This is a genomic window from Schnuerera sp. xch1 (assembly GCF_019931165.1).
Classification (GTDB): domain Bacteria; phylum Bacillota; class Clostridia; order Tissierellales; family Tepidimicrobiaceae; genus JAIOUP01.
On the sequence record NZ_JAIOUP010000004.1, the window covers coordinates 41094 to 65421 of the forward strand.

Consider the following 24328-nt stretch of genomic DNA (forward strand, 5'->3'; position numbering starts at 1 on the left):
ATATTTATTATAACAGATCTTCGCCTTCAGTCCAATCGACCGGGCACATACCACCTGTTTTGAGAGCTCGTAATACTCTTAGTGTTTCATCAATACTTCTTCCTACATTTAAACCATGTATTACTGAATATCTTACAACTCCATCTGGGTCTATTATAAATAATCCTCTTAATGCAACACCATCTTCCTCTATTAAAACTCCATAATCACTTGAAACTTTTTTAGTTATATCTGATGCTATTGGGAATTTAACTTTTCCAAGACTTGTATTTATCCAAGCTTTATGTGAATGTTCACTATCTACACTTATAGCAAGTACTTCTGCATCTTCTTTCTTAAAATCTTCATATCTCTTACTATATCCAGTTATTTCTGTAGGACAAACGAAGGTAAAATCTGCTGGATAAAAAAACATTACTAACCATTTTCCTTCGTAATCCTTTAAACTAACCTTACGAAAATCACTACCATCTCCTTCAGCAGCATTCATTACAAAATCTGGTGCTTTTTTCCCTATTAATCTTTCCATTTAATACCTCCTAGTATATATGTTCTTTTGTAAAATATCTTCATTTTATTTATATCCAAAGTACAAAAATTTAAACGTAATAATAATGATTCTCAATATCATTATTATTGTAGAAAAAAACCTAAAGTCATCGACTTTAGGTTTTTTTAACTCTCTAATTAAATTATCTTACTGGTGTAACATCTTCAGCTTGTGGTCCTTTTTGACCATCAACTACTGTGAAAGTTACTTCTTCGTTTTCTTCTAATGTTTTGAATCCTTCTCTGTTAATCTGTGAATAGTGTACAAACACATCTGTACCTTCCTCAGTTTGAATAAATCCAAAACCTTTTTCTGAATTAAACCATTTTACTTTACCGTTAGCCATTTCTAACTACCTCCAAATTTTTATTTCCTTTAATTCTCAGGGCATTTATAAGAAATAAAGATTTGGAGATTTTACAATCTATATAAATCTTATTTCTTTAATCGTTTTTAATTAATACTTAAAAATTTAAAACAAAATACTTAACTGATGAATTAAGGTTACTATTCATTATAACCTTTATTCAAAATAAAATCAACTAATTTCGTGAATTTAAAACAAAATATTTACAATAACTTTCTTTTTTGGTGCCAGGCTATCAAAATAAAGTTATTTAATCATATCTACTATTACTTCATCTGCATGTGTAAAAACTTCTTTACATAAAATTCCTGTATTTTTTATTGTTTCTTCTATATTCTCACCTATTATTCCTACATTGTTTTTGACAATGATGTTTTCATTAGCTAAATATGCAGATATAACTGATTCACTTGCTGATGTCGCTAATTTAAGAGCACAACTTTCTTTAGCTCCATCACATATCATACCAGTCAAATTAGCCAACATATTATTACATGTTCCACTTATTTGTTCATCTTTTCCTCCTAACATCCAAGATATTCCTGCACTAGCTCCAATTCCTGCTGCAATTGCACATCCACACATCCCTGATAATTTGCCAGTATAAGTTTTAACAAATTTGTTGACTATATGCCCTAAAAATACAGCTCTTATTAATCTTTCTCTTTCAATACCTTCGTCTTCTGCTACTACCATAATAGGAAGTACAACACCTAATCCTTGATTTCCACTACCTCCACTGGTCATTATAGGGCAACACCCACCACCCATTCTAATATCAGCCGCAGCTGCTGTCAAAATTCTAGCTTTGGTAGGAGCATCCATAGACAACCTCTTTTTTTCTAGCAACCTTTTCAATGTAGCCCCAATATTCAAGCCCTTATTTTCACTAATACCTCTTTCAGCTGCTTTTTTATTCATGTCAATTCCTTCTTGAATAAATTCTAACTTCTCTAAAGGTATAATCTCACACACTTCCCTAATTTCTTTAAAAGTCATATTCTTTAAAAATTCGCAGGACACAATATTATCATTACTCAACTTTGCCTCATATACAGTTTCTCCACCTACTACTATCTTCTCTATATGAGTGTGGCTATCTTTTAATTCCACTTCGACCACATCAGAATAACTATTAACAACTATATCAACATATACATCAGAATCTCCTTCTACATACTCTGATTTTATCTTGCCTGAATCTATTATTTGATGAGCAGATTCAATTACATCTTCATTAACATCTTTTAATACCATAAATCCCTTCTCTGGATCTCCAACTAAAGCCCCCAACGCCCCTGCTAGATCTAGTCCATATTCATTAGTACTTGGAACAACAACAAATTTCCCATTTTTAAATATATTTTTACTTACCTTTATAAGCATACTATCCATATTGCCTGTCAAATATTTATTTGCAACTGCTGCTGCATAAGCTACAGCAATAGGTTCTGTGCAACCTATCGCTGGAAAAATATCTTTTTTAATTGTCCACAATAAATTATCAAGCTTTTGACTATCCTTCATTATAGCAACTCCTTCCTAATTAAAATATATTTAACTTTATATTATGCAAGGAATATGCCATAATTTTCAAAATATTTTATATATTCTAGAAGTCAGTGCCTTCCCTACTTATAAGGTTATTTTACCGATTTTAAATATTATAATTTTTTCATTTATGCAAATTGCATCTAATTACGAATAGATTATTCTTAGACTAGGTATGAATAAATTGAGAAAAAATTATTATCATCTATGAGAATTAATTCGCATTATTGCAAATTATGTTTACTTAATTTCCTATATAGAGTAGATAAATTGATTCCCAAAATAGACGAAATTTTTATTTTATCTTTTGTAGTATTCCCATATGTATCTAGATATAATTTAAGAATTTCTCGTTCATAATTGTTTAAAATATCTTTTAACCTATGACTATTTCCTGATTTATGAGAATAGTCTTTTATATAACTTTTTATAGCATATGGCAAACTTTCAAAGTTTATACTCTCTCCTTTAACTATATTAACTAAATATTCTACCACATTCTCTAGCTCCCTTACATTACCTGGCCAATTATATTTATATAAAGCTTCTTTCACATCTTCTGAAAAATACTTTTGAAAAACTTCTAGTTTATCGCAATACTTATTAAGAAAATGTTGACTTAATCTATTAATATCCTCTATTCTCTCTCTTAAAGGAGGAATATCAATTGGAATTACATTTAATCTATAATATAAATCCTCCCTAAATTTCCCATCTCGTATCATTTGTTTTAAATCCCTATTAGTAGCGGTTATCAATCTAAAGTCAACAGAAATAAGCTCCTTGCCTCCTACCCTCATAAAAGCTTCGTCTTGTAATACCCTTAAAAGTTTAGGCTGCAAATGCAATGGTAAATCTCCTATCTCGTCTAAAAATAATGTACCTCCATTAGCCAATTCTAGCTTTCCTAACTGTCCATCTTTACTAGCTCCTGTAAAAGCACCTCCCTCATATCCAAACAGTTCACTTTCCAATAGATTATCTGGAATTGAAGCACAATTTATAGCTATAAATGGGTAATTATCTCTTCCGCTAGCATTATGTATTGCTCTAGCAAATAGCTCCTTTCCTGTACCACTTTCTCCATTTATTAATACGGTAGATTTGCTTGTTGCTATTTTTTTTGCTACATTTTTAACTTCAAGCATTTTAGGGCTATTCCCTATAATATGTTCAAATGTAATGTTACTTCCACCTTCTATCAGCTTGTATGCACTCATCACCATACTAGAGGTTTTATGGATTTCCATTATATTGCTTACCTTTTTCTTTCTCAACATTACAGGATTCATCTTTACAATAAAACTTTTTCTTTCGCCATTTACAGTTATCTTGGTCTCAATAGCCCTTTGAGTTTTTGAATCAGATTTCAATTCAGGTATAATTTCATATATTGATTTATTGATTAATGTATAGCCATTGACTTTTAAAAACTTTTCTACTTTAGAATTTATAAATTTTATCTTTCCTTCGTTATCAATGCATATTATCCCATTTTCCAACTCATCTACTATCATTTTGATTTCTTCACTTTGTATAGTCAATGCGGTTATGGTCTTATCATACTTTAAGTTTCCTACTAACAAATCTCCTAATTTATTTAGGAACACAATTAAAGAGTCATAATCCTGTTGAATTTTTCTTTTTTGTTCCATATTAAATGCTATTAATCCAATAACTCCTAACAGATCTCCATTATTCATTATTGGATATCCTATTGTTGCCATCTCAGTACAATTACCCTTCAAACTACATCTGCTACATTTTTCACTTGTATTAGGCATGTCTATGAATTCGGGTTCCTTCTTTTTGCATATCAGTTCAAAGGAGCAATTTTTAGGCAACCTTTTCCCAATTAAGTCTTTGTACATTCCTGTAGCTGCTACTCGATTTAAGTTTTTGTCTACAATAGTTACATCCACATTTAATACAGTAGAAATAGCTTCTGCCACTCCTTGAACCGACTCCTGTATACTAAATAAATTCACCAAAACCACATCCTTAAAATGTTTTAGGCATTATTCTTCTGTCCATCATGAAAGATTTGATCCATCACTATGACCAAAGCCAGTATGAATGGTTGATCTTGTTCATCCATTATTTCTACACAATAAGTATCAGAAAAAGTACCCCATTTTTTATTAACCCAAGCAACTGGTTTATTGTTTTTTAAGACGTCAAAATTATGTTGAAAAACATCTCCATCGATTGTGAATTTTCCATGAGAACTTTCAATACTAAATTTTGGTTTAAAAAAAGTAAATTCTTTTTTAACCATCGCAAGATGACTTCCTTCTCCATATATATTGTATTCGGGTAAAAATCTAAGTATTTTTTGCTCTATATATATTAATTCCTTTCCATTTAATTCATATATTCTTAGTTTATTTCCAACAGAAAATATCTTACCTTCTACCTGATATATAGAATTACCATTCTCATCTTCAATATTAAATTTATCCGACAATGTAAATATTCTTTCTTTTATTAAATATTTCATGATTTAATTTCTCCTCATATTTATTACTGCTTCTATTATATTATATCAATAATATATATATCTACAAATATATCTATATACAATACAATGAAATTCAAAGATATGATAATATAATATTGTATTAGAAACTATTTTTCAAAGGAGAAGGGATAAATGAAAAAAAGGAAATCTTGGAACAAATACTTTATGGAGATAGCAGAGATAGTAGCCACTCGTTCTACATGTGATAGGGCAGAAGTTGGCTGTTTAATTGTTAATGACGATAATAGAATTGTATCCACTGGATACAATGGTTCAATTTCAGGTAATCCACATTGTAACGATGTAGGACATGTTATTAGAGATGGCCATTGTATAGCAACAATCCATGCTGAAATCAACGCTCTGGTATATTGTGCAAGAGAAGGAATCCCCGTAAAAGGATGTAGAGTCTATGTTACCCATTTTCCATGCCTTAATTGTACAAAGGCTTTGATACAAGCTGGAATCAAAAAAATATATTATAAAAATGATTATAGAATTGATGATTATGCAGTAGAATTATTAAATATAAACAATATAGGATTTGAAAAAATATAGGGGTTCCCAATTGGGAATCCCTTTAAACTTCTATTCCAAGAGCCTTTTTAGCTAATAAATCTGCTTCTTCATTATACTCAACTCCCGTATGGGCTTTGACCTTTAAGAACATTATCTTTAATTTATCCTTTACTGAATCGTAATATCTTTTATACATTTTTGTACCATATTTGTTAGTTTTCCATTCTCCAATAGCCCATTTTTCTATGCCCACATAGTCATAATACAAATATAGAGTATCTTTTTCATTTTCTAAAGCTTTCTGCATAGCAACCATAGAACCTTTAATCTCTCCTGCAACATTTCTCATGTCTACCATTTTTTCATCATTATATTTATCCGATAAAGTTTGCTTACCTTCTTTAGTAAATAAAACCGCACCATAACTATAATATCTGTTATCCTTATCAAAGCTACCATCTACATAGGCAATCATTTCATTCTCCTTTAATCTCTGTAAGTCCTTTTCTTCTATAGCTTTCTCATCATTATTAATAAAATTCAAAGCCTCTTCGTATGTTGAAAATTTCTTATATATAGCTCCTGAATATCCTTTCACCTGTAATTCACACTCTGTCCATGTATTATATATTCCTATTTCCTTACCTTCTTTAACAGCATAATAGTGTTTCGCCATAATTCACCTCATCATTTAATATTCATATATCTATTTTAAAGTAAAGATTTCTTCACTTCAAGGTTTCTTTGATCATCTTTAATTAAAAAAGCTTGTTTATAACAACGAATTCGGTGATATAATTGTAATATAATAAAACAACATAAAAACTTAGTTTTATCGACAATAAATATTGATAAGGGGGATTCTAAATGGATACAAGACTAATTGGAGTACCAATTATGTATGGATGTGATCGTCAAGGTGCTCAATATGGACCAAAAAAGTTAAGAGAAAAAGGTATTATTGATATAATTAAAAAACACCATCAAAGTGTTTACGATTTCGGAGATATATATATCCCAGATGTTTCAGAAGAAGATAAATACGCATACCACAAAAAAATCAAATATCTAAAACCAATAGTTGACATCAATACAAACCTTGCACATTCAGTTTATAACACTTTAGTTTCAGATGATTTCCCTTTTATCTTTGGTGGAGATCACTCTTTAGCATTAGGTAGCATCGCTGGTACTAGCAAATTTTATAACGATTTAGCTGTCATTTGGATAGATGCTCACGGAGATATTAATACTGATGAAACATCGCCATCTGGTAACTTTCATGGGATGCCTCTGAGTACAGTATTAGGAAAAGGAGACCCCTCTCTAGTAAACATATATTTTGATGGTCAAAAGGTTAACCCTGAAAATGTATACATTATTGGTGCTAGAGACTTGGATGAAGGTGAAATTCAAATAGCTAAGAATTTGGATTTAACTCTTTACACTATAGATGATATTAGAAAATTTTGTTTAGACACCATTATAGATGAAGTTATAAATAGTATTAAATCCTCTGGCATTGACAATGTTCATTTAAGTTTTGATATAGATGTATTGGACAAATCTATTGTCCCTGGAACAGGAACTCCAGTTGGAAATGGTTTCAGTCTAAAAGAAGGGAAAAAAATTCTCAAAGCCTTTTTGAGTACGGGGATGATAAAATCCATGGACTTTGTAGAACTGAATCCTCAGCTTGATGAAGACGATGTCACAGCAAACCTTTGTATTGATTTAATTGACTGTATTTTTGAAAACCTTAAGTTATCAACTCCTATTAAAGGGGTATAACAAATACTAAAAGAAAAGGAGGTAATTTTTTTGAAGGCACTTACAACTTTTAAATTTACAGATGAGGAATATAAAACATTGCAAAATTTAGGTTACGAGATAATATTTAGAGATGAAAAGGACATCAATTTTTCTAATGCCATAAAGGACATAGATATTTTAGTCTGTTTTAATCCTTTTGATAAAATAAACATTAGTATGTTCCCCAATCTAAAGTGGATTCAACTTTTAAGTGCTGGCATTAACCAAGTCCCAAAGGATAAAATATTAAATCAAAATATATTATTAACCAATAATAGAGGTGGCTATAGTATACCAATAGCTGAGTGGATAGTATTAAAAACATTAGAAATGTTCAAAAACAGTAAGGAGTTTTATCAAAAACAAAAAAATAAGTTGTGGAAAGTCAATACCAATCTATTGGAATTATACGGAAAAAATATTTGTTTTATAGGAACTGGATCTATTGCTCAAGAAACCGCAAAAAGATTTGAAGGATTCGGTGTAAATTTGCTAGGAATAAATTCTAATGGTCATGAAACTGAATACTTTCATCAATGTTTTAATATAGATAAAATTGATGAAGTTGTAAAAAGATGCGATGTCGTTGTAATTACAGTCCCATACACAGATAAAACTCATCATCTTGTAAATAAATCTCTATTAGATAATATGAAAGATGATACCTATCTGGTTAATATTGCTCGTGGGAGCATAATTAACGAAAAAGCACTTATAGAAAGTTTAAAATCGAAGAAGATAAAAAAAGCCGCTCTAGATGTATTTGAAGAAGAACCTTTGCCAGAAAGCAGCCCACTTTGGAATATGGATAATGTATACATATCACCTCATAATTCTTGGGCTTCAGAGATGGTTTATAGAAGAAGATATGAAATAACATATAAAAACATGAAAAAATATATCAATAATGAAAAGTTAATAAATGTAATAGATTTAGATAAAGGATATTAAATATCAAATCTCATTAAGAATCATTTATATGGACATTGTAAATAATATAACGATAGTTGGTATTTACCTTCAAAAGAATTATCATATTAATATAAATGATAAAAGGAGTGCTATAAATGAATTCAATGTTAAAAAGATTAGTAGACCAAGGATTTATGACAGAATTACAAGGAAACTATATTGAAGAAGCAATTTCTAACAGAGAATCCTTGATAGTTTCTGGTCACAGAGGTTGGGGAACTCGTCCATTGATCGCTACATTAATGGCTGTAGCTAAGTCCAACGCTAAGAGTGTTCAAATTAAAGGTTTTGACGATTTTAAAAATAAAAATACAGACTACTTTTTAATTCCAGGAATAAATAATATCGATTTTGAAAAATTAATCACAGAAGCTATGGCCATACCAAATGTATCAATGATAAGTATAAAAGATCCAGAACATCCTTATTCTATATTTAAAATTTTAAGACAAGTATTTAAACAAAACAAAGATACTTCAAAAGTATATCATATTCTAGAATGTGCTAAAATAGATGACGTTCCAATCCTATCAAAGATAACCAGGGTGACATTAGATGAAAAAGGAAAACTTAACAAAAAAAATTTAGAAGGTTAGAAATATATCAATAATAGTAAGGAGGCTCTCGCAGTAGTCTCCTTTTGCTCATTCCTCTTTATTTTCTCTTATTTTTTATCTTCTACAGGATCCATGTGAATAACTATATCAATATCCAGTTGTTCTTCCACTTTTTGTTCCACTTTATCAATTTCTGAATGGATATCTACTATATTCTCATCGTCAGAAACTTCTACATGAATTGAAGCCATCATCTTTTTTGGTCCATAATCATGAACTATCAGGTCGTGAACTCCTATTATATTCTCATTTTCAAGAATTAACTCATTGATTCTATCGATAAGTTGTGGATCTGGAGAACTTCCTAACAGTAAGTTTACAGAATCCTTAGCAATATCAAACCCTGTGTACATTATTAAAGCAGAAATAATAAGACCCAATAATCCATCAATAGGCAAATTTACACGCTTTCCTATTAAAGTTCCTACTATTACTATAAAAGTAGCAGCAGCATCATTTAAGCTATCATAAGCTGTTGCTCTATTTATACCAGAATTTATCCTTTTGCTTATATACTTATTATAAGAAAACATCCATAACTTTACTAAGATGGAAATCAATAAGCCTACAATTAACATCTGACTAAAAACTACGGTTTCTGGATTAATAATTTTATTAAAAGATTCCCTTAACGTCTCTAATCCAACCGCAAATATAATAAAAGCCACTACTAAGGAAGCAATATATTCATATCTTCCATGACCATGTGGATGTTTATCATCCGGAGGTTGGTTACTTAACTTTGCTCCAAATATAATAACAACCGATGAACCTAAATCACTAAGATTGTTAAAGGCGTCAGAAATCACCGCAATACTGTTCATAAAAAGTCCAATAGCTAACTTCAATATAAATAAAAATAGATTGCAAATGATTCCTAATACTCCAGATAATATACCATAAGATTCTCTTACATATTTATCATTTATATTCTCATGATCCTTAATAAATCTTTTTATTATAAAATTAATCAATACAAACCCTCCAATGAATACGTTCAATGTCAAAATAAGTTATAAGTTAAAAATAGTATAACCAAGATGCTCTAATAGAATCTTAACACCCATCCCAATTAGAATAATTCCACCTATTGTTTCGGCTTTTGATTGAAACTTTACTCCAAATATATTCCCAATTTTTACTCCAATAAACGAAAATATAAAGGTAATAATTCCAATTGTTAAAATAGCAGGGATAATATTCACTTCTAAAAATGCAAAAGTTACTCCTATAGCTAATGCATCAATACTCGTAGCAAGAGCTAATAGAGTCATGTCCTTGATATTAAACGGTTCATTAGATATATCACATGTATTATTAGATTCCTTTATCATATTGATACCTATAATCAAAAGTAAAATAAAAGCTAGCCAATGATCAATTGACACTATATAATCCTTAAACTGTGTCCCCAAAATGTAACCTATGAACGGCATCAATGCCTGAAAACTCCCAAAAAAATATCCAGTAATGACTGCATTTTTATAACTCATTTTTTTCATAGATAAGCCTTTACATATTGCAACTGCAAATGCATCCATAGAAACTCCAATTCCAATAATCACTAATTCTAAATTTCCCATAAATATTCTCCTCTCTAGTTAATCAAAACAAAAAACTCTAAAATAGCCAGAGCTACCTATGACCTATAAGCCTTGTCTATGAAAGAAAGCCAAAAAGATCGTTGCATATATTCATCACTATCACTTCATTTTATCATATGGACTTATTAAAATACATATTAATTTCACTATAAAATCATAACGAGCTGTTCATTTATTTAATTAAATTTACCCTATAGTTTCACGCTAATCTGTCGATATTATTATGTGATAGTACATACATCAAATAAATATTATCAATTTTAATGAAAGGAGTAATTATATGAAACTTAAAACAAAGAAAAAAAACTTTAACAAACATTCTATTAAAGTAAGATTATTAATAGTTCCAATAATTATGGTAATTATAGGTATAGCAGCAATGGGAACAATCTCTACTTATAATACCAAACAAAGCTTACTTAATGAAATGAGGGAAAACGGGCAATTTACATTAGATGAATTTATAAGCAGAATGGAAGATAATTCAAAATCCTTAGAGGCCGTAAATAATTCCATAGAAAATCAAATTAGGATAGCAGCTAAGTCCATCATGAAACTTGAGGGTGAATTAAATAATCAAACAGTTACTCAATTAGCAGAGGATTTAGGAATAGTCGAAATTAATATCTTTAATTCTCAAGGTGTAATAATGTACTCAAATCTTTCTCATTATGTAGGTTGGAAACCAGCTGAAAATCATCCTTTAAATGCTTTCTTTGAAAGCAATGAAACAGAATTAATAGAAGAAATTAGGAAAGATACATTATCAAATACATATAAAAAATATGGTACTATAAAAAGTCCAGATGGATCTGCAGTACAAATAGGTCTTTTAGCCAATGACATTAACGCCTTAACAGAACAATTCAGCTATCAAAGGCTAATAGATGATTTAGCTGCAAACGATAATATTGTTTATGCTGTTTTCATAGATGAAAATTTACAAGCTACTGCTCATAGTATAAAGGAGCGTATTGGTTTAGATCTCTCTGAAGATGAAGCAGCCATCTCAGCAGTTGTTGATGATGTTTCTCATACATCTGAGTATTCTTTTGGAGAAGAAAAAATTCCAGTTTATGATATAGCATATCCTGCAATTGTAAATGGTGAAAATGTAGGAGCAGTAAATATAGGTTTTTCAATGGAAAGTGTTAATTCTGCTATAAACAAAAATGTACTTACAGTTATTATTTCAGGAATACTTGCAACTTTAGCAATAGGAGCATTTTTGTTCTTTACATCTAATTATGCTGTAAAAATCATACACAAACTAAAAGATATTATGGGCTTCATGGCAAAAGGAGACTTTAGCATCGACGTACCACAGAGTTTGAGAAGTAAAAAAGATGAATTTGGGGAAATATCTCGATCAGTAAATATTATGCGAAATTCTATAGCTAATATTATTAAAAATGTTTCGGACAGTTCTCAAATGGTAGCTGCTCATTCTGAAGAACTAACAGCAACTACTGAGCAATCTTCAAGAGCATCTAGCGAAATATCTAAAGCCGTCGAAGATATAGCTAGCAGTGCCAGTGAACAAGCAAAAGATGTAGAACAAGGATTTGAAACCGTTACAGAACTTGGGAATGTAGTTGTTAAAAACGCAGATTATATAAAAAATCTAAACAATTCAATTGAAAAAGTTAATCAACTAAAAGATGAAGGAACTGAATTAATTGGAGAACTTGTAGAAAAGAATAATATGAGCAATAAAGCATCAAATCAAATTAAAGAAGTAATAAATAGTACTAATCAAAGTGCAGAAAAGATTGCCTCTGCTAGTGAAATGATAAAAAGTATTGCAGAGCAAACTAATTTATTAGCTTTAAACGCAGCCATAGAGGCAGCTCGAGCAGGAGAGACTGGTAGAGGATTCGCTGTAGTGGCAGATGAAATTAGAAATCTTGCAGAACAATCAAATCAATTTACAGAAGAAATTAGCACCATAATCAATGATCTCACAGAAAAAACATCGATGGCAGTACAAACCATGAAAGAAGTAGGCAAAATAACAGATTCTAGAAATACAAGTGTAAATATGACTAGCAGTAAGTTCGATGGAATTTCTAAATCCATAGAAGAAATGAAGAAAGTAATAAATACAGTTAATGAATCAAGTAATGAAATGGCAGCTCAAAAAGAAAAAATAGCTAATATAATGGAAAACCTATCAGCTATATCACAAGAAAATGCAGCTGGAAGCCAACAAGCATCAGCATCTATAGAAGAGCAAACTGCTGGAATGAGTGAAATTACAAGCGCAAGTGAAGAGCTTGCAAGTATAGCTGAACAACTCAACAGTCAAGTAGAACAATTTAAAATATAAAAATAAATTATAATTGACAAAGACAAAAGTAAAACTATCTATTGTTCAATAGATAGTTTTACTTTTTATCTATACTAAAAGGATAAACCATAAATCATAATTTCTTTGAAACCGTTATACCTAAATGTTAAATTACTAATTTCTAATGCTTTCATTTATATTGGCCAATTTTTCTTTTTATAACACCCATCCCAAAACATATATTCATATTTTGAGGACATAATAAAAATCTCTTCTAGTTTTTTGAGTTGTCGTTCTGGAAGTCCTTCAGCTAACTTGTCCATTAATTGTATACACCAATTGTTCTCATTATTATATTCTTCAGTTGCATATGTAAGTATCCATTCCCTATAAAAAGGATGCTCCAATGCTTTTTTGCTCTTAGCTAAAATCTTACCAATAAATGCATAGCTCCACATACAAGGAAGTAATACAGCTACTAATTCATCTAGTGACCCTTGCGTAGCTACTTGAAGCATATACCTAGTATACGACAAATTATTGACATTCGGTTTTGTGTCTTCTAATTCCTTTTTAGTTATTCCAACTTTCTTTGCGAATTTAATATGTGCATCCATCTCAATATTCACTATTGCATTGGCACTTTTAGAAAAAGCTTGCATATCTTCTAAATTATCTGATTTAACCATACCTAATGCAAAGAGTTTCATATAATCTATTAGATAAACATAATCCTGTTTAACATAGAAACAAAACTTACCTTCTTCTAAAATACCTTTACTAAGTTCATCAAGAAAAGGATGTCTTAGACATGATTCCCAAATAGGTTTCCCTTTTAATAATAATCTTTGCGAAAAACTCATAAAAAAAACTCCTTTCAAACAGTATTTGACATACCACCGAAAAAAGTTAACAATCTAATAATTGTATAAATCTATACAAAATTCTAGATTTATCTTTTAAACTATCAGATAACCTCCCTTCGCTGGCATTATCCAGTGCAGGTTCAAAGGGTTCGAATAATTCATCTCAGCCATAATGGCTCCCCTAGTATATATCTAAATTTTATACTTTAAGTAGAATAATGTCAAGAATACAATATCTTCCGGATTAACAAATATGGTTACTCTAATTATACGCCATGGAAAAACAGTAAATTCCTTACTTATTCTAGCTCTATTGTTCCAGTATTCAATGCATAATAACGACCTTTTTGTTTCATTAAATCATTATGATCGCCTCGTTCTATTATTTGCCCATGTTCTAATACCATTATGGCTTTAGCATCACGAACTGTTGATAATCTGTGGGCAATTACGAAAGTTGTTCTACCTTCCATTAGTTTATCCATACCCTCTGCTATTAATTTTTCTGTCCTCGTATCTACAGAGGATGTTGCCTCATCTAATATGAGTATAGTCGGGTCTGCTACTGCTGCTCTTGCAATAGATAATAACTGGCGTTCCCCTTGAGATAGATTGTGCCCATCAGCTGTAAGCATTGTGTTATAACCTTGAGGTAAATGTCTAATAAAGTAATGAGCATTAGCAAGTTTAGCTGCTTCCTTTACTTCTTCATCTGTGGCATCAAGTCTACCATACCTAATGTTATCTGCAATTGTACCTTCAAATAGATGAACATCTTGCAGTACAATACTCATTGTACTTCTTAAGTCATATTTTTTAATACGTTTAGTATCTATGCCATCATAAAGTATAGTTCCGTTATGTATCTCATAAAATCTATTTATAAGATTGGTTATAGTAGTTTTACCAGCACCAGTAGATCCTACAAATGCTATTTTCTGACCAGGTTTTGCATAAAGATTAATATCTTTGAGTGCTTTCCGCTCTTGTGTATAACCAAAATCCACATCTTTAAAAGTAATAAAACCTCTTAGTGGTACTTTTTCATATTCACCATTTTCCTTTGGGACCTTCCAATAAAGTTTATTGTCCCCTTTATCATCTCTAATAAGAGTAATATCACCTTGATCAACTTCTATTTCTTCATCTAATATATTGAATATCCTTTCTGCACCCGCTAAGGCTGCAAACAATACATTAAGCTGATTAGAAACCTGAGTTATAGGTCTTGAAATTGTTCTTGTATACTGTAAGAATGATGCAATATTTCCAACACTCATTTTATTTACAATTACTAAAAATGCACCAAAGATAGATACAAGTGCATATAGTACATAGGATAAATTTCCCATAATAGGCATAAGCATAACACCATAAGTAGATGCTTGGGTACTTGCATTACGAAGTTCTTCATTTCTTTCATTAAAACTATCAATAGCACGATCTTCATAATTAAATACCTTAACTACCTTTTGTCCTGACATCATTTCTTCTACATAACCATTCATATCTGCCAATGCAGCCTGTTGATTACGAAAGTTTCTTGCCGACTTTTTCCCAATATATTTTACTACGCCAAGCATAACTATTAGCATAGCTACTACTACTAATGTAAGCATCGGACTTAAATATATCATCATGCCAAATGTACCAACTACTGTTACAATGGATATAGTAATCTGAGATACACTTTGTTCTAATGATTGATTAAGCATACCTACATCATTTGTAAATGTAGACATTAAGTCACCATGAGAATGTGTATCAAAGTATGAAACAGGCAATCTCTCCATATGAGAAAACATATCTGCACGAATCTTGTGAATTGTCTTTTGTGCTAACTTTGCCATAAATAAATTTCCTAAATACTGACCTACAGCAATTAGAATTACGAATATCCCCATTATAATAATGTATCGTACAAATTGACTTGTATCATAATCTCCAACCAATGTATCAATAATAGGACTTAGCATACCATTAGCTGCTATCTGTGCAATAGAACCAAGTATTACGAAAAATACTCCTCTAAAAAATAAAGCCTTATTAAACTTAAAATATCCAAATAATCTCATTATTGTTTTCTTTGGATTACTAGGGCGTAATTGTCGATATCCATATTGACTTTTCATTATCCAACCACCCCTTTTTGTTGTGATTCATAGATCTCCCTATAGATTGAAGATATATTTAGTAAAGTTTCATGATTTCCTATAGACTCTATATGTCCTTGATGCATTACAATAATTCTATCAGCATGTTGGATAGAAGCAATCCTTTGTGCAATTATAAGTGTAGTTATATGTCCTAATTTCTCTTTAAATGTTTTTTGAATCTTTGCATCAGTTGTCATATCAATGGCACTTGTTGAGTCATCAAGTATTATAACCTTTGGAGATTTCATCAATGATCTTGCAATACTAAGTCTTTGTTTTTGACCACCTGAAAAATTTTCTCCTCCTTGTTCAACCTTATGTTCTAATCCATCTTCAAATTTTGAAACAAATTCCCAAGCCTGAGCTTGCTTAAGTGCATTTATAATTTGTTCGTCTGAGGCATCTTCATTACCCCATTTCATATTTTCTCTAATTGTACCTAAGAATAACGTGTTTTTTTGTAACACAAATGCTACCTGATCCCGCAATACTTTAATATCATAATCTCTAACATCTATACCACCAACAGCAACTGAACCTTCAGTTACATCATAAAGCCTTGGTATTAATTGTACCAATGTAGACTTAGATGATCCTGTAGATCCAATGATCCCAATAACTTCACCAGATTTTATGTCAAGATTAATATTATTTAAGATATTCTCTGTACTACCAGGATAACAAAAACTTACATGATTAAAGCTAATTGAACCATCTTTTACTTCTTTAATAGGCTTTTCAATTTCCTTAATTTCCGATTCCGTATTCAACACTTCTAAAATCCTGCCTACAGATGCAGAACCACGTAGTAATTGCATAAAGAAAAATGAAATCATCATAAGCGCCATTAAAACCTGTGTTATATAAGTGATAAAAGATATCAATTCTCCACCACCCATGTTTCCTGCAACTACTTTTTGTCCACCGATCCATAATACTGCAATAATAGTTGAATAGACTATAATATTTAATAAAGGCATAAGGAATATAACAAGCGAGATAGCTTCTAGTGCAGTTTCTTTCAGAGAATCATTTCTTTGCTTAAATCTCCCTTCTTCATGTCTTTGTCTATTAAACGATTTTACAACCTTAATACCTGTTAAATTCTCTTGAATAATGGCATTTACTCTATCTACACGAGTTTGTAACATCAAAAATAAAGGTCTTGCTTTAGTTAAAATAATAGTAATAGCAATTGCTGTAATTGGTATAGCAATCATAAAGACTCTTGCTAATGATGCATTTATTTGGAATGCCATAATAAGTGCAAACAATGCTAGAAATGGTGCCCTTACTGCCATACGCAAACTCATCATAGTTACTTGACCTATAGTATTACAATCATTGGTCAACCTTGTTATAAGTGATGAAACTGTAAATTGATCAAGATTTGCAAATGAAAAACTTTGGATCTTATTAAATGTTTTTTTTCTGATCTCTGCAGCAAATCCATATCCTGCTCTTGCACCACAATGAGCACTTAATATACCAAACGTCATGGCAAGTAGTGCAGCTCCAACCATTATAAGTCCAATTCTTACTATATATTCAACATCCCGATTTGCTATCCCTATATCCACTATACGCGACATAAAATAAGGAATGATAATATCAGCCAGAACTTCTAAAATCATAAGTATAGGACTTAATATAGCAAAAGTTTTATATTTCTTCATAAATGGTAATAATGCTCTCAAAATATTCCTCCTGTTCTGCTAAACTTTATAAACCAATTTAACTGCTAATATTACTCAAATTTTTATTAAGCTTTAATATAGAATTATACAATTTCATTAATTCGTCATAGTCAAATCCAATAAACATATCTGAATATATCTCAAGTAAATAATCCTTATAATCATCTATCATGGATTTGCCTTTTTCTGTTACAATCAACCTATTATATCTCATATCCGATTCCAAAGGTATTTGTTCAATCATATCTAGTTTCAGTAACCTCTTAACAGCACTGCTCATAGCTCCTTGTGTAAACCTCATCTCTTCAGCTAATTCTTTTTGGCTAGAATTAGGTTTTTTTTCTATAAGTATTATAAGATATAATAGACCAAGGGTTAGCCCATATTCATCAATCTTAGACTGCATTATATACGTTATCCTCTGATAGGTTTCCTTTAGTTGTATAGCCACATCCTTTTCAATCATATTGCTACCTCCTAATACTTTAGCATTAAAGTATTTAATAAACATTATATAATAATAAACTAAATTTTACATATTGTCAATATATAAGATGATAATTGCAAAACAGTGAGCTAAAGGGTATAATATAACTGTAATACTTGTAAAATTACAATCATCTTTATTATCATAATATCTATATTAAATATAGGAAGTGATTTGATGAATACATCCTTTGAAGATATGTTAAATAAATTGAATGAAAACAATATAAGACTTTCACATCAAAGATTAAAGATTTTGGAATATCTTGCTGAAAATCGGTGCCATCCCACTGTTGATAAAATTTATAATGAACTTCATAAGGATTTTCCTACCCTATCTAAAACTACCGTATATAATACATTAAACCTATTGACTAAAATCAATATTGTTAGGATAGTTAATATTGAAGACAATGAGACTCGATATGACATATGTACAGAAAACCATGGTCATTTTAAATGTGAATCATGTGGCAGAATATACGATTTCTCTATTGATATAGATTCCTTTACAACTAAAGAACTAGATGGTTTCAAAATTAATGAAAAAGATATATATTTTAAAGGAATCTGTCCAAAATGTATTAAAAACTAAAAGAACCCTGTTCAATACAGAGTTCAATATCCATTATTAACCTTAGTTTTCATCCTCCTCTGTTTCCATCCATTCTGGTTTGTCAGGCATTATTAAAGCACAAATTATATATGCTATAATTCCAGTACCGTATGCTAATGAAATAATAACCCATATTAATCTAATTACAGTAGAATCAATATTAAGGTATCCAGCTATACCACCACACACTCCAGCAAGCTTTTTGTCTCTACTTGATTTATATAACTTCTTTTGCATTTATATCCCTCCTACTCCCTATATTTATATTATATAATATGAATTTTATATCTGAAATACAAAATAAACAAAACTTAGATCAAGATAGAATTATTCTTAATATAAGAATAGGAATATATCAAATAGAATGTACATATATTATACACTGTAATTTATATAATTCTTCTTTATCCTTACTTATTTTACTATAATATAGTTTATTTAAGAAAAGGGAAATTTTTTGCTATCTATAAACTCTTATAACTAATATCTATTCTTTTTGCGATAAAAATGGGTTGTTAGTTTCTTGCATTAAATTGTCCTTTTTTGTTACAATAATGTATGAAATTTGGTAAAACCCATTTGAATTATTCGCAATATTGAAAACTACAAAAATATTAAAATACAATAAAAAGGAGAATTTTAAATGAATCAGTTTATAAGACCAAATGTTATACCATTAGTACTATTGGCTCTGATAATTGTTATAGTTCCAACCTACGCTTATAATAATGTGGAAACAGTTTTATTTGCAGAGAGTCTAATGGGTATACCTTTTGAATTAGGAGGTAATACACCAGAAGCAGGGTTTAATAGTACAGGATTTATTCAGTATATTTTTGAAGAAAAAGAAAATATAACTCTCCCTCAATCTCCTTCAAAGCTATGGAAACTTGGTGAACCCATACAACGCAATGAGATACAACCTGGAGATATCCTTTTTTTTAATGGAAGCAAAAACCTTATACCAGCAATATATAAAGGTGATGATATCATTATTGTTGTAGCAACTGATGAAGGTGTAGTAGAACGTAATATTAAAAAACATCCCTATTGGAGAACTCGTTATAAAGGGGCAAGACGCTACACAGATATAACTAATGAATTAGATCCTATAGCCATAAAAGCTCTCGAATTAGCAGAATCTCCCTATGAACTTGGAGGTAATAATCCAAATGGCTTTGATCATTCAGGCTTTGTACAATACGTTTTTAGTCAAATAAAGAAATTAGATTTCCCTAGAACATCCGCAGAGCAATGGCGTATAGGCATGAAAGTAGATATGTCTGATATTAAATCTGGCGATGTGCTATTTTTTCAGGGTGATGATGTCCGACTACCAGCAATTTATATAGACAATGGTATTTTTGTGATCGTTACAACTGAAGGAGTTCAAGTAGTGGATCTCGAGACAAATGATTATTGGAAATCTAAATTACTAGGGGCAAGACGCTTTACTAAGAACATCATTGAGGAATCTATCGTAAGCAATCCAATTGTAGAAAATGCTATGGACTTGCTGGAAACACCTCATAATCCAGATGGTGAACTCCCAGCCGAAGGATTCAATTCGACTAGTTTTGTACGTTATGTTTTTAAAGATACCTTTGACATACAATTATCCGCTTTTGCTGATAGAATATATGAAATGGGTAAACATATCTCTAAGGAAGAGCTCAGACCAGGTGACATAGTGTTTTTTAAAGGAAGTAAACTAATACCCGGTATTTATAAAGGAAATGGTATCTTTATAGTCCAGACAAAAATGAGCGGAGTTGCAGAAAGAGATATTGAAAGTGAATATTGGTCAGATATATATAAAGGTGCAAGACGACTAACAGAAGAAGATATTCATAATTTGCAACCTGAAAATTATATGCAACACGAAAATCCAGTTATTCGAGAAGCAATGAAATATATAGGAACTCCTTATCTGCTAGGTGGAGAAACTATTAATGGTTTTGACTGTTCTTATTTTGTTCAAACAGTTTTTAGAAATTCTAAAAATATTTATTTACCACGTAAGACTAAAAAACAATATAAAGTAGGTGAAACTATTGATTATAAGGACATGCGCCCAGGAGATGTAATTTATTTTTCGAAAAAAAATTCAAAGAAAAAAAAGGTATCTCATACTGCAATTTATTTAGGAAATAATTATATTATTCATGCATCTGGTGATGAAGATATGACTACAATCAGCTATTTAGGAAAACACTGGTTGGATCGTATCATAAAAATAAAGCGCTTTGAAAGGTAAAGCGCTTTGACTCTATTAGTTTGAGGCAGGCTCTAAAATAGTTGAAGAAGCATACGAGCTGCTAGGTACTCCTTATTCTTTAATATCTCAGATAGTTATTAAAGCAAATGTTATGTTGGAGAAGAAGATATAAATAGGTAGTAAAAAATTGACAAGCTACATATGTAGCTTGTCAATTTTTGATGAAGCATATAAAATCATAGTCTTATGAGTAAAGTTGATGAGCTAAAGAAAAGCTTGTCAACTTCTTATCTATAGAAGCTCATCATTCAGCTTAATCTTCTATTGATGTATGTTCAACATTTTTAATTAATTCATCAGGTGTTTTCGCATCCTTTTCTAATATCTTATCTACTTTCTTATCAAAATTAGGCTTTGTAGGATTAAACTTGTTTAAGAATCCCATAATACCATTTGACTTAGCAAATCCATCAGAATCAGCCATTTTCTCCAATTGAGACATTACTATTGGCCAACTATTATTTAACGCTTCATGGATGGAATAAGAGTAATTATTTAATTCACTTGAATTAGCTACAAGCTTATCTCTTAGTCCTTTTGAAACAGCTATCTGAACACCACCCATTTGATAACTATCTTTAAACAATTTATTCTTATTTACAATATTACTGTTCATAACACCAGCAATACGGTCAGGAATACTTAAATTCTTTACAGCATATCCCTTATTAGTAAGATGCAATTTAATTAATTCTGCTAGTATTTTATTCTGTCCACCAACATATGTTATTTCATCATTGTCTGCAGCTCCTATAACAGAAACAGTGTCAGCTGATTTCTTAACTAAATTAACAGCTGATGGCTCATCAAAATTGATAGCCTTTATAAAGAGACTCCAGTTATTAGATGGTTTATTTCCTTCAAATAAATAAGTATTATACTTACCATGTCCACCTAATGCTTCTACAATCTCTGAAGTACCTCTCTCAATACCGCCTCCATGAATAGCTAAAATGGTTGTATCGCTTCCAACATCATTAGTCTTAATTGAATAGTCTTGTCCAGCCTCTTCAACTGCAGATAAATCAGCAAAACTGGTATAACCTTCTGTTAAAGCATATCCGCTTGCACCAATCCCTAAAGTAAATAATAGGACAAAAGCTAAAACTTTAAGATGTTTCTTAGTCATTTTTATTCCTCCTTTAAATAATTTAATATAGATAATCAACAGTAAAAGCTAATAAAGTTAACCCTAACAATACGAGTGATTGATGGCTGGTATTCCTTTTGCTTATTTTAATAAGATATTGACATTTTTCTTTTAATGTTAATGCATTAAAAACCTCGAGTGCATCGTTGTGACTGTCTTCTTTATAAAAAGATGGACTATATTTACTTTTAATTAGCATACTTAGAAAAGTGTTCATTTTATTATCCCTCCCTTCCTATATTGTAATATTTAATAATGTTGCGCACCCATAGGTTATTGCAACCATCAAGCTAGTACTTAAAAATGTTGCAGGAAGACCTTGACGCTGAATTGAATTGGCTATTAATCCAGGCACTATAATACCAACTGAAGCCAGTCCAGTGATGTAAACATAATCAACTGGTAAGAATGTATTCATAATAAACTCTAACATTATTGCTACTACTATCATGGCTGTAAACTTCCTTTTGCCATATAAAATTGTAACTTTACCTATTCCAAAAAATACTATTAAATATGTTAAAATACTAATAATAAAGGTTGTTAATATAGCCTGTGGGAATTTCATAAGTAAAGTTAAATATCCTGGTACAACTAAACCAGCAGGCAAAACTCCTGTAATTTCTGTAAATAACAAACTAAATATTACTCCTAATATAATTATTATGCTTATGTCTGTGAGTAACAACCTGCTTACCTCCTTATAATATTTTCATAGATTTTTATTTCAACTTTTAACATTTCTAAAGGTACTATGATGCTTTTTCCAACTTTGATTCTTCATGGATTATTAGATCAGCTAATTCTTCCCCACCGCCGTGAATATTTCCAATACCAAAAATTGTTCTGTCACTAAAATAATCCTTAATCATTTCATAAACCTCATACGGAGATAAACCTTCAGCATTTATATATTCTTGTGTAGATATTCTTTCAGCATTAACTCCTTCAGTAATTGGTTTAACTGATTGTCCCATTGCCACAAGAACATCAATATCCATATTTGGTAACACATCTTCAGCAATTTGTAATGTTCTATCAACCCTATCAGGTCTACAATTTACAATTATCATAGAATTCTTCGTTGGATATCCAATAGCAGTTATATGATTCCAAATCATTAGTGTTGAACTTGGGTCATTGGCAGCAAATCCATTCACAAAATAAGCTGGTTTCTCATTGTTTAATGTATGTACTATCAATGCCCCAACGTCTGGGTTAGCTTTTAACATTCCTCTTAATGCAATATCCTTATCAATATTCAATGCTTTAGCAACAGCTAACGCAATAGCAACATTTTCATGAAAAGTTATATAGCTAAATTTTTCTAAATAACCATCTGGAACATCTTTTTCCTTTGCAATAATTATTTCGCAATTTCTTTTCCTTGCTTCTTCAGCAAAATAATCATTATACTCACTATCAGAAACAACAAGAGTTCCATTTTTAGGAATGGTAGCAGTAAAAGACTCTGCAATAAAATCCTTAGTCGGACCACATAAATCCATATGGTCTTCACGAACATTAACAATAACACCTATATTTGCTTTGACAAGTTTTTCTTGAAACGTAATTTGATAATCGGGATTCACAGCCATGCATTCTGTTACAAATGCAGAAGCCCCTAGCTTAGCCACTTTTTTAACTACAGATTTTTGTTCTATAATATTTGGACCCAAACGTCCTCTTTCAATTGGTTCTTCTTCTTCTTTATCCCAATAAATAATTCTTGCACTAGTTCCTGTTGTTTTCCCAACAACCTTAATCCCCGCTTCTTTCAAGATCCCAGTAATTAATCTTGTTGCAGTTGACTTACCTCTTGTGCCATTTACATTAATTCTAAGCTCGATAAGCTTTAGCATTTTATTATGTTTTATTTGCTCATAAACACCTAAAATAAAAACAAAAATAATTGCACCTATAGTAAGCAATTGGTGATAAAACAAATTATCAACTCCTTCCCTTGTGGTATTAATTACATCCTAAAGCCTTTAAATAATAGGCTTGTCCTAATTTTAAGTCTTCTAAACTCTTAATAAGCTCTAAGAAATAGTCCTATAAAATTAGTCTTATCTAAGTATATATGGTAAATATTAGAACTATATTAACAAAATATTAAAATTTATTATTGAAATATTAACAATTTTTACAGACATTAAAAGTCTTAACTTTACACATTAAGTAAATTCTGCAAATAAAAATTCCCTTAAACTTTAAAGTTTAAGGGAATATACCTTCGAGTATTACAATTTTCCATTTGTTATTTACTATCCTAA

24 protein-coding genes and 1 riboswitch are annotated in these 24328 nt (G+C 30.5%); of the genes, 7 read left to right on the forward strand and 17 right to left on the reverse strand.

What is annotated here, in order from left to right; genetic code table 11:
* Positions 1–7: 7 nt before the first annotated feature.
* The 5 genes from K8M07_RS05035 to K8M07_RS05055 form a co-directional block, all read right to left on the reverse strand.
* Positions 8–529: a peroxiredoxin gene (locus K8M07_RS05035; RefSeq protein ID WP_223376807.1), complete on the reverse strand. Its 522-nt coding sequence runs from the start codon at positions 527–529 to the stop codon at positions 8–10.
* Between the two features lie 163 nt (positions 530–692).
* Positions 693–896 carry a cold-shock protein gene (locus K8M07_RS05040; protein WP_223376808.1) on the reverse strand — a complete coding sequence of 68 codons (204 nt, stop codon included), beginning with the start codon at positions 894–896 and terminating at the stop codon, positions 693–695.
* A gap of 267 nt (positions 897–1163) precedes the next feature.
* Entirely contained in the window at positions 1164–2444 is a 1281-nt protein-coding gene (locus tag K8M07_RS05045; RefSeq protein WP_223376809.1) for a serine dehydratase subunit alpha family protein, read from the reverse strand.
* Between the two features lie 248 nt (positions 2445–2692).
* The gene (locus tag K8M07_RS05050; RefSeq protein ID WP_223376810.1) at positions 2693–4456 is read right to left on the reverse strand and encodes a sigma-54 interaction domain-containing protein; all 1764 of its coding nucleotides are present in this window, start codon (positions 4454–4456) and stop codon (positions 2693–2695) included.
* A 23-nt stretch (positions 4457–4479) separates the two neighbouring features.
* Positions 4480–4968: an LURP-one-related/scramblase family protein gene (locus tag K8M07_RS05055; protein ID WP_223376811.1), complete on the reverse strand. Its 489-nt coding sequence runs from the start codon at positions 4966–4968 to the stop codon at positions 4480–4482.
* A gap of 153 nt (positions 4969–5121) precedes the next feature.
* Between K8M07_RS05055 and K8M07_RS05060 the strand changes: the two genes are divergently transcribed.
* Positions 5122–5547, forward strand: coding sequence for a deoxycytidylate deaminase (locus tag K8M07_RS05060; protein ID WP_223376812.1), 426 nt, complete (start codon positions 5122–5124; stop codon positions 5545–5547).
* Between the two features lie 22 nt (positions 5548–5569).
* On the opposite strand, the gene K8M07_RS05065 is transcribed toward K8M07_RS05060, so the two are convergent.
* The gene (locus tag K8M07_RS05065) at positions 5570–6184 is read right to left on the reverse strand and encodes a viroplasmin family protein (protein ID WP_223376813.1); all 615 of its coding nucleotides are present in this window, start codon (positions 6182–6184) and stop codon (positions 5570–5572) included.
* Between the two features lie 191 nt (positions 6185–6375).
* On the opposite strand from K8M07_RS05065, the gene rocF reads away from it, so the two are divergent.
* The 3 genes from rocF to K8M07_RS05080 all read left to right on the forward strand — a co-directional run bounded on the left by rocF (position 6376) and on the right by K8M07_RS05080 (position 8888).
* Positions 6376–7299, forward strand: a complete 924-nt coding sequence (gene rocF, locus K8M07_RS05070; RefSeq protein WP_223376814.1) for an arginase — start codon at positions 6376–6378, stop codon at positions 7297–7299.
* Between the two features lie 30 nt (positions 7300–7329).
* Complete coding sequence (locus K8M07_RS05075; RefSeq protein WP_223376815.1) at positions 7330–8271, forward strand: phosphoglycerate dehydrogenase; 942 nt, start codon at positions 7330–7332, stop codon at positions 8269–8271.
* Between the two features lie 116 nt (positions 8272–8387).
* The gene (locus K8M07_RS05080) at positions 8388–8888 is read left to right on the forward strand and encodes a hypothetical protein (RefSeq protein ID WP_223376816.1); all 501 of its coding nucleotides are present in this window, start codon (positions 8388–8390) and stop codon (positions 8886–8888) included.
* 68 nt (positions 8889–8956) lie between these two features.
* On the opposite strand, the gene K8M07_RS05085 is transcribed toward K8M07_RS05080, so the two are convergent.
* Complete coding sequence (locus K8M07_RS05085) at positions 8957–9883, reverse strand: cation diffusion facilitator family transporter (protein ID WP_223376817.1); 927 nt, start codon at positions 9881–9883, stop codon at positions 8957–8959.
* Between the two features lie 39 nt (positions 9884–9922).
* The gene (locus K8M07_RS05090; RefSeq protein ID WP_223376818.1) at positions 9923–10492 is read right to left on the reverse strand and encodes a manganese efflux pump MntP family protein; all 570 of its coding nucleotides are present in this window, start codon (positions 10490–10492) and stop codon (positions 9923–9925) included.
* A 301-nt stretch (positions 10493–10793) separates the two neighbouring features.
* On the opposite strand from K8M07_RS05090, the gene K8M07_RS05095 reads away from it, so the two are divergent.
* Positions 10794–12842 carry a methyl-accepting chemotaxis protein gene (locus K8M07_RS05095; protein ID WP_223376819.1) on the forward strand — a complete coding sequence of 683 codons (2049 nt, stop codon included), beginning with the start codon at positions 10794–10796 and terminating at the stop codon, positions 12840–12842.
* Positions 12843–12997: 155 nt separating this feature from the next.
* On the opposite strand, the gene tenA is transcribed toward K8M07_RS05095, so the two are convergent.
* The 4 genes from tenA to K8M07_RS05115 all read right to left on the reverse strand — a co-directional run bounded on the left by tenA (position 12998) and on the right by K8M07_RS05115 (position 17988).
* Positions 12998–13666 carry a thiaminase II gene (tenA, locus tag K8M07_RS05100; protein WP_223376820.1) on the reverse strand — a complete coding sequence of 223 codons (669 nt, stop codon included), beginning with the start codon at positions 13664–13666 and terminating at the stop codon, positions 12998–13000.
* A 97-nt stretch (positions 13667–13763) separates the two neighbouring features.
* A riboswitch (TPP riboswitch) is annotated at positions 13764–13862 on the reverse strand.
* 106 nt (positions 13863–13968) lie between these two features.
* Entirely contained in the window at positions 13969–15801 is a 1833-nt protein-coding gene (locus tag K8M07_RS05105; RefSeq protein ID WP_223376821.1) for an ABC transporter ATP-binding protein, read from the reverse strand.
* Positions 15801–17522: an ABC transporter ATP-binding protein gene (locus K8M07_RS05110; protein WP_223376822.1), complete on the reverse strand. Its 1722-nt coding sequence runs from the start codon at positions 17520–17522 to the stop codon at positions 15801–15803. The genes K8M07_RS05105 and K8M07_RS05110 overlap by 1 nt, the downstream gene beginning before the upstream one ends.
* Positions 17523–17559: 37 nt before the next feature.
* A complete protein-coding gene (locus K8M07_RS05115; protein WP_223376823.1) occupies positions 17560–17988 on the reverse strand; it encodes a MarR family winged helix-turn-helix transcriptional regulator in 429 nt (142 codons plus the stop codon).
* A gap of 198 nt (positions 17989–18186) precedes the next feature.
* Here K8M07_RS05115 and K8M07_RS05120 point away from each other — a divergent pair, with 198 nt between their 5' ends.
* Entirely contained in the window at positions 18187–18603 is a 417-nt protein-coding gene (locus K8M07_RS05120; protein WP_223376824.1) for a Fur family transcriptional regulator, read from the forward strand.
* 42 nt (positions 18604–18645) lie between these two features.
* Here K8M07_RS05120 and K8M07_RS05125 read toward each other — a convergent pair whose 3' ends face one another.
* Positions 18646–18861, reverse strand: a complete 216-nt coding sequence (locus tag K8M07_RS05125; protein WP_223376825.1) for a PspC domain-containing protein — start codon at positions 18859–18861, stop codon at positions 18646–18648.
* 406 nt (positions 18862–19267) lie between these two features.
* Here K8M07_RS05125 and K8M07_RS05130 point away from each other — a divergent pair, with 406 nt between their 5' ends.
* Complete coding sequence (locus K8M07_RS05130) at positions 19268–20881, forward strand: C40 family peptidase (RefSeq protein ID WP_223376826.1); 1614 nt, start codon at positions 19268–19270, stop codon at positions 20879–20881.
* A gap of 274 nt (positions 20882–21155) precedes the next feature.
* Here the strand turns inward: K8M07_RS05130 and K8M07_RS05135 are convergent, their stop codons facing one another.
* The 4 genes from K8M07_RS05135 to pgsB all read right to left on the reverse strand — a co-directional run bounded on the left by K8M07_RS05135 (position 21156) and on the right by pgsB (position 23998).
* Entirely contained in the window at positions 21156–22031 is an 876-nt protein-coding gene (locus tag K8M07_RS05135) for a poly-gamma-glutamate hydrolase family protein (RefSeq protein WP_223376827.1), read from the reverse strand.
* A 22-nt stretch (positions 22032–22053) separates the two neighbouring features.
* Complete coding sequence (locus K8M07_RS05140; RefSeq protein ID WP_223376828.1) at positions 22054–22269, reverse strand: hypothetical protein; 216 nt, start codon at positions 22267–22269, stop codon at positions 22054–22056.
* Between the two features lie 18 nt (positions 22270–22287).
* Positions 22288–22740, reverse strand: a complete 453-nt coding sequence (gene pgsC, locus K8M07_RS05145) for a poly-gamma-glutamate biosynthesis protein PgsC (RefSeq protein WP_223376829.1) — start codon at positions 22738–22740, stop codon at positions 22288–22290.
* A gap of 64 nt (positions 22741–22804) precedes the next feature.
* Positions 22805–23998: a poly-gamma-glutamate synthase PgsB gene (gene pgsB / locus K8M07_RS05150; RefSeq protein ID WP_223376830.1), complete on the reverse strand. Its 1194-nt coding sequence runs from the start codon at positions 23996–23998 to the stop codon at positions 22805–22807.
* Positions 23999–24328: the final 330 nt, after the last annotated feature.

Coding starts and splice junctions, on each gene's coding strand:
- K8M07_RS05055 (WP_223376811.1), bottom strand. CDS start 4,968: ATGAAATATTTAATAAAAGAAAGAATATTTACATTGTCGGATAAATTT.
- K8M07_RS05035 (WP_223376807.1), bottom strand. CDS start 529: ATGGAAAGATTAATAGGGAAAAAAGCACCAGATTTTGTAATGAATGCT.
- K8M07_RS05060 (WP_223376812.1), top strand. CDS start 5,122: ATGAAAAAAAGGAAATCTTGGAACAAATACTTTATGGAGATAGCAGAG.
- rocF (WP_223376814.1), top strand. CDS start 6,376: ATGGATACAAGACTAATTGGAGTACCAATTATGTATGGATGTGATCGT.
- tenA (WP_223376820.1), bottom strand. CDS start 13,666: ATGAGTTTTTCGCAAAGATTATTATTAAAAGGGAAACCTATTTGGGAA.
- K8M07_RS05135 (WP_223376827.1), bottom strand. CDS start 22,031: ATGACTAAGAAACATCTTAAAGTTTTAGCTTTTGTCCTATTATTTACT.
- K8M07_RS05045 (WP_223376809.1), bottom strand. CDS start 2,444: ATGAAGGATAGTCAAAAGCTTGATAATTTATTGTGGACAATTAAAAAA.
- K8M07_RS05140 (WP_223376828.1), bottom strand. CDS start 22,269: ATGAACACTTTTCTAAGTATGCTAATTAAAAGTAAATATAGTCCATCT.
- K8M07_RS05065 (WP_223376813.1), bottom strand. CDS start 6,184: ATGGCGAAACACTATTATGCTGTTAAAGAAGGTAAGGAAATAGGAATA.
- K8M07_RS05125 (WP_223376825.1), bottom strand. CDS start 18,861: ATGCAAAAGAAGTTATATAAATCAAGTAGAGACAAAAAGCTTGCTGGA.
- K8M07_RS05095 (WP_223376819.1), top strand. CDS start 10,794: ATGAAACTTAAAACAAAGAAAAAAAACTTTAACAAACATTCTATTAAA.
- K8M07_RS05105 (WP_223376821.1), bottom strand. CDS start 15,801: ATGAAAAGTCAATATGGATATCGACAATTACGCCCTAGTAATCCAAAG.
- K8M07_RS05115 (WP_223376823.1), bottom strand. CDS start 17,988: ATGATTGAAAAGGATGTGGCTATACAACTAAAGGAAACCTATCAGAGG.
- K8M07_RS05130 (WP_223376826.1), top strand. CDS start 19,268: ATGAATCAGTTTATAAGACCAAATGTTATACCATTAGTACTATTGGCT.
- K8M07_RS05040 (WP_223376808.1), bottom strand. CDS start 896: ATGGCTAACGGTAAAGTAAAATGGTTTAATTCAGAAAAAGGTTTTGGA.
- K8M07_RS05080 (WP_223376816.1), top strand. CDS start 8,388: ATGAATTCAATGTTAAAAAGATTAGTAGACCAAGGATTTATGACAGAA.
- K8M07_RS05120 (WP_223376824.1), top strand. CDS start 18,187: ATGAATACATCCTTTGAAGATATGTTAAATAAATTGAATGAAAACAAT.
- K8M07_RS05090 (WP_223376818.1), bottom strand. CDS start 10,492: ATGGGAAATTTAGAATTAGTGATTATTGGAATTGGAGTTTCTATGGAT.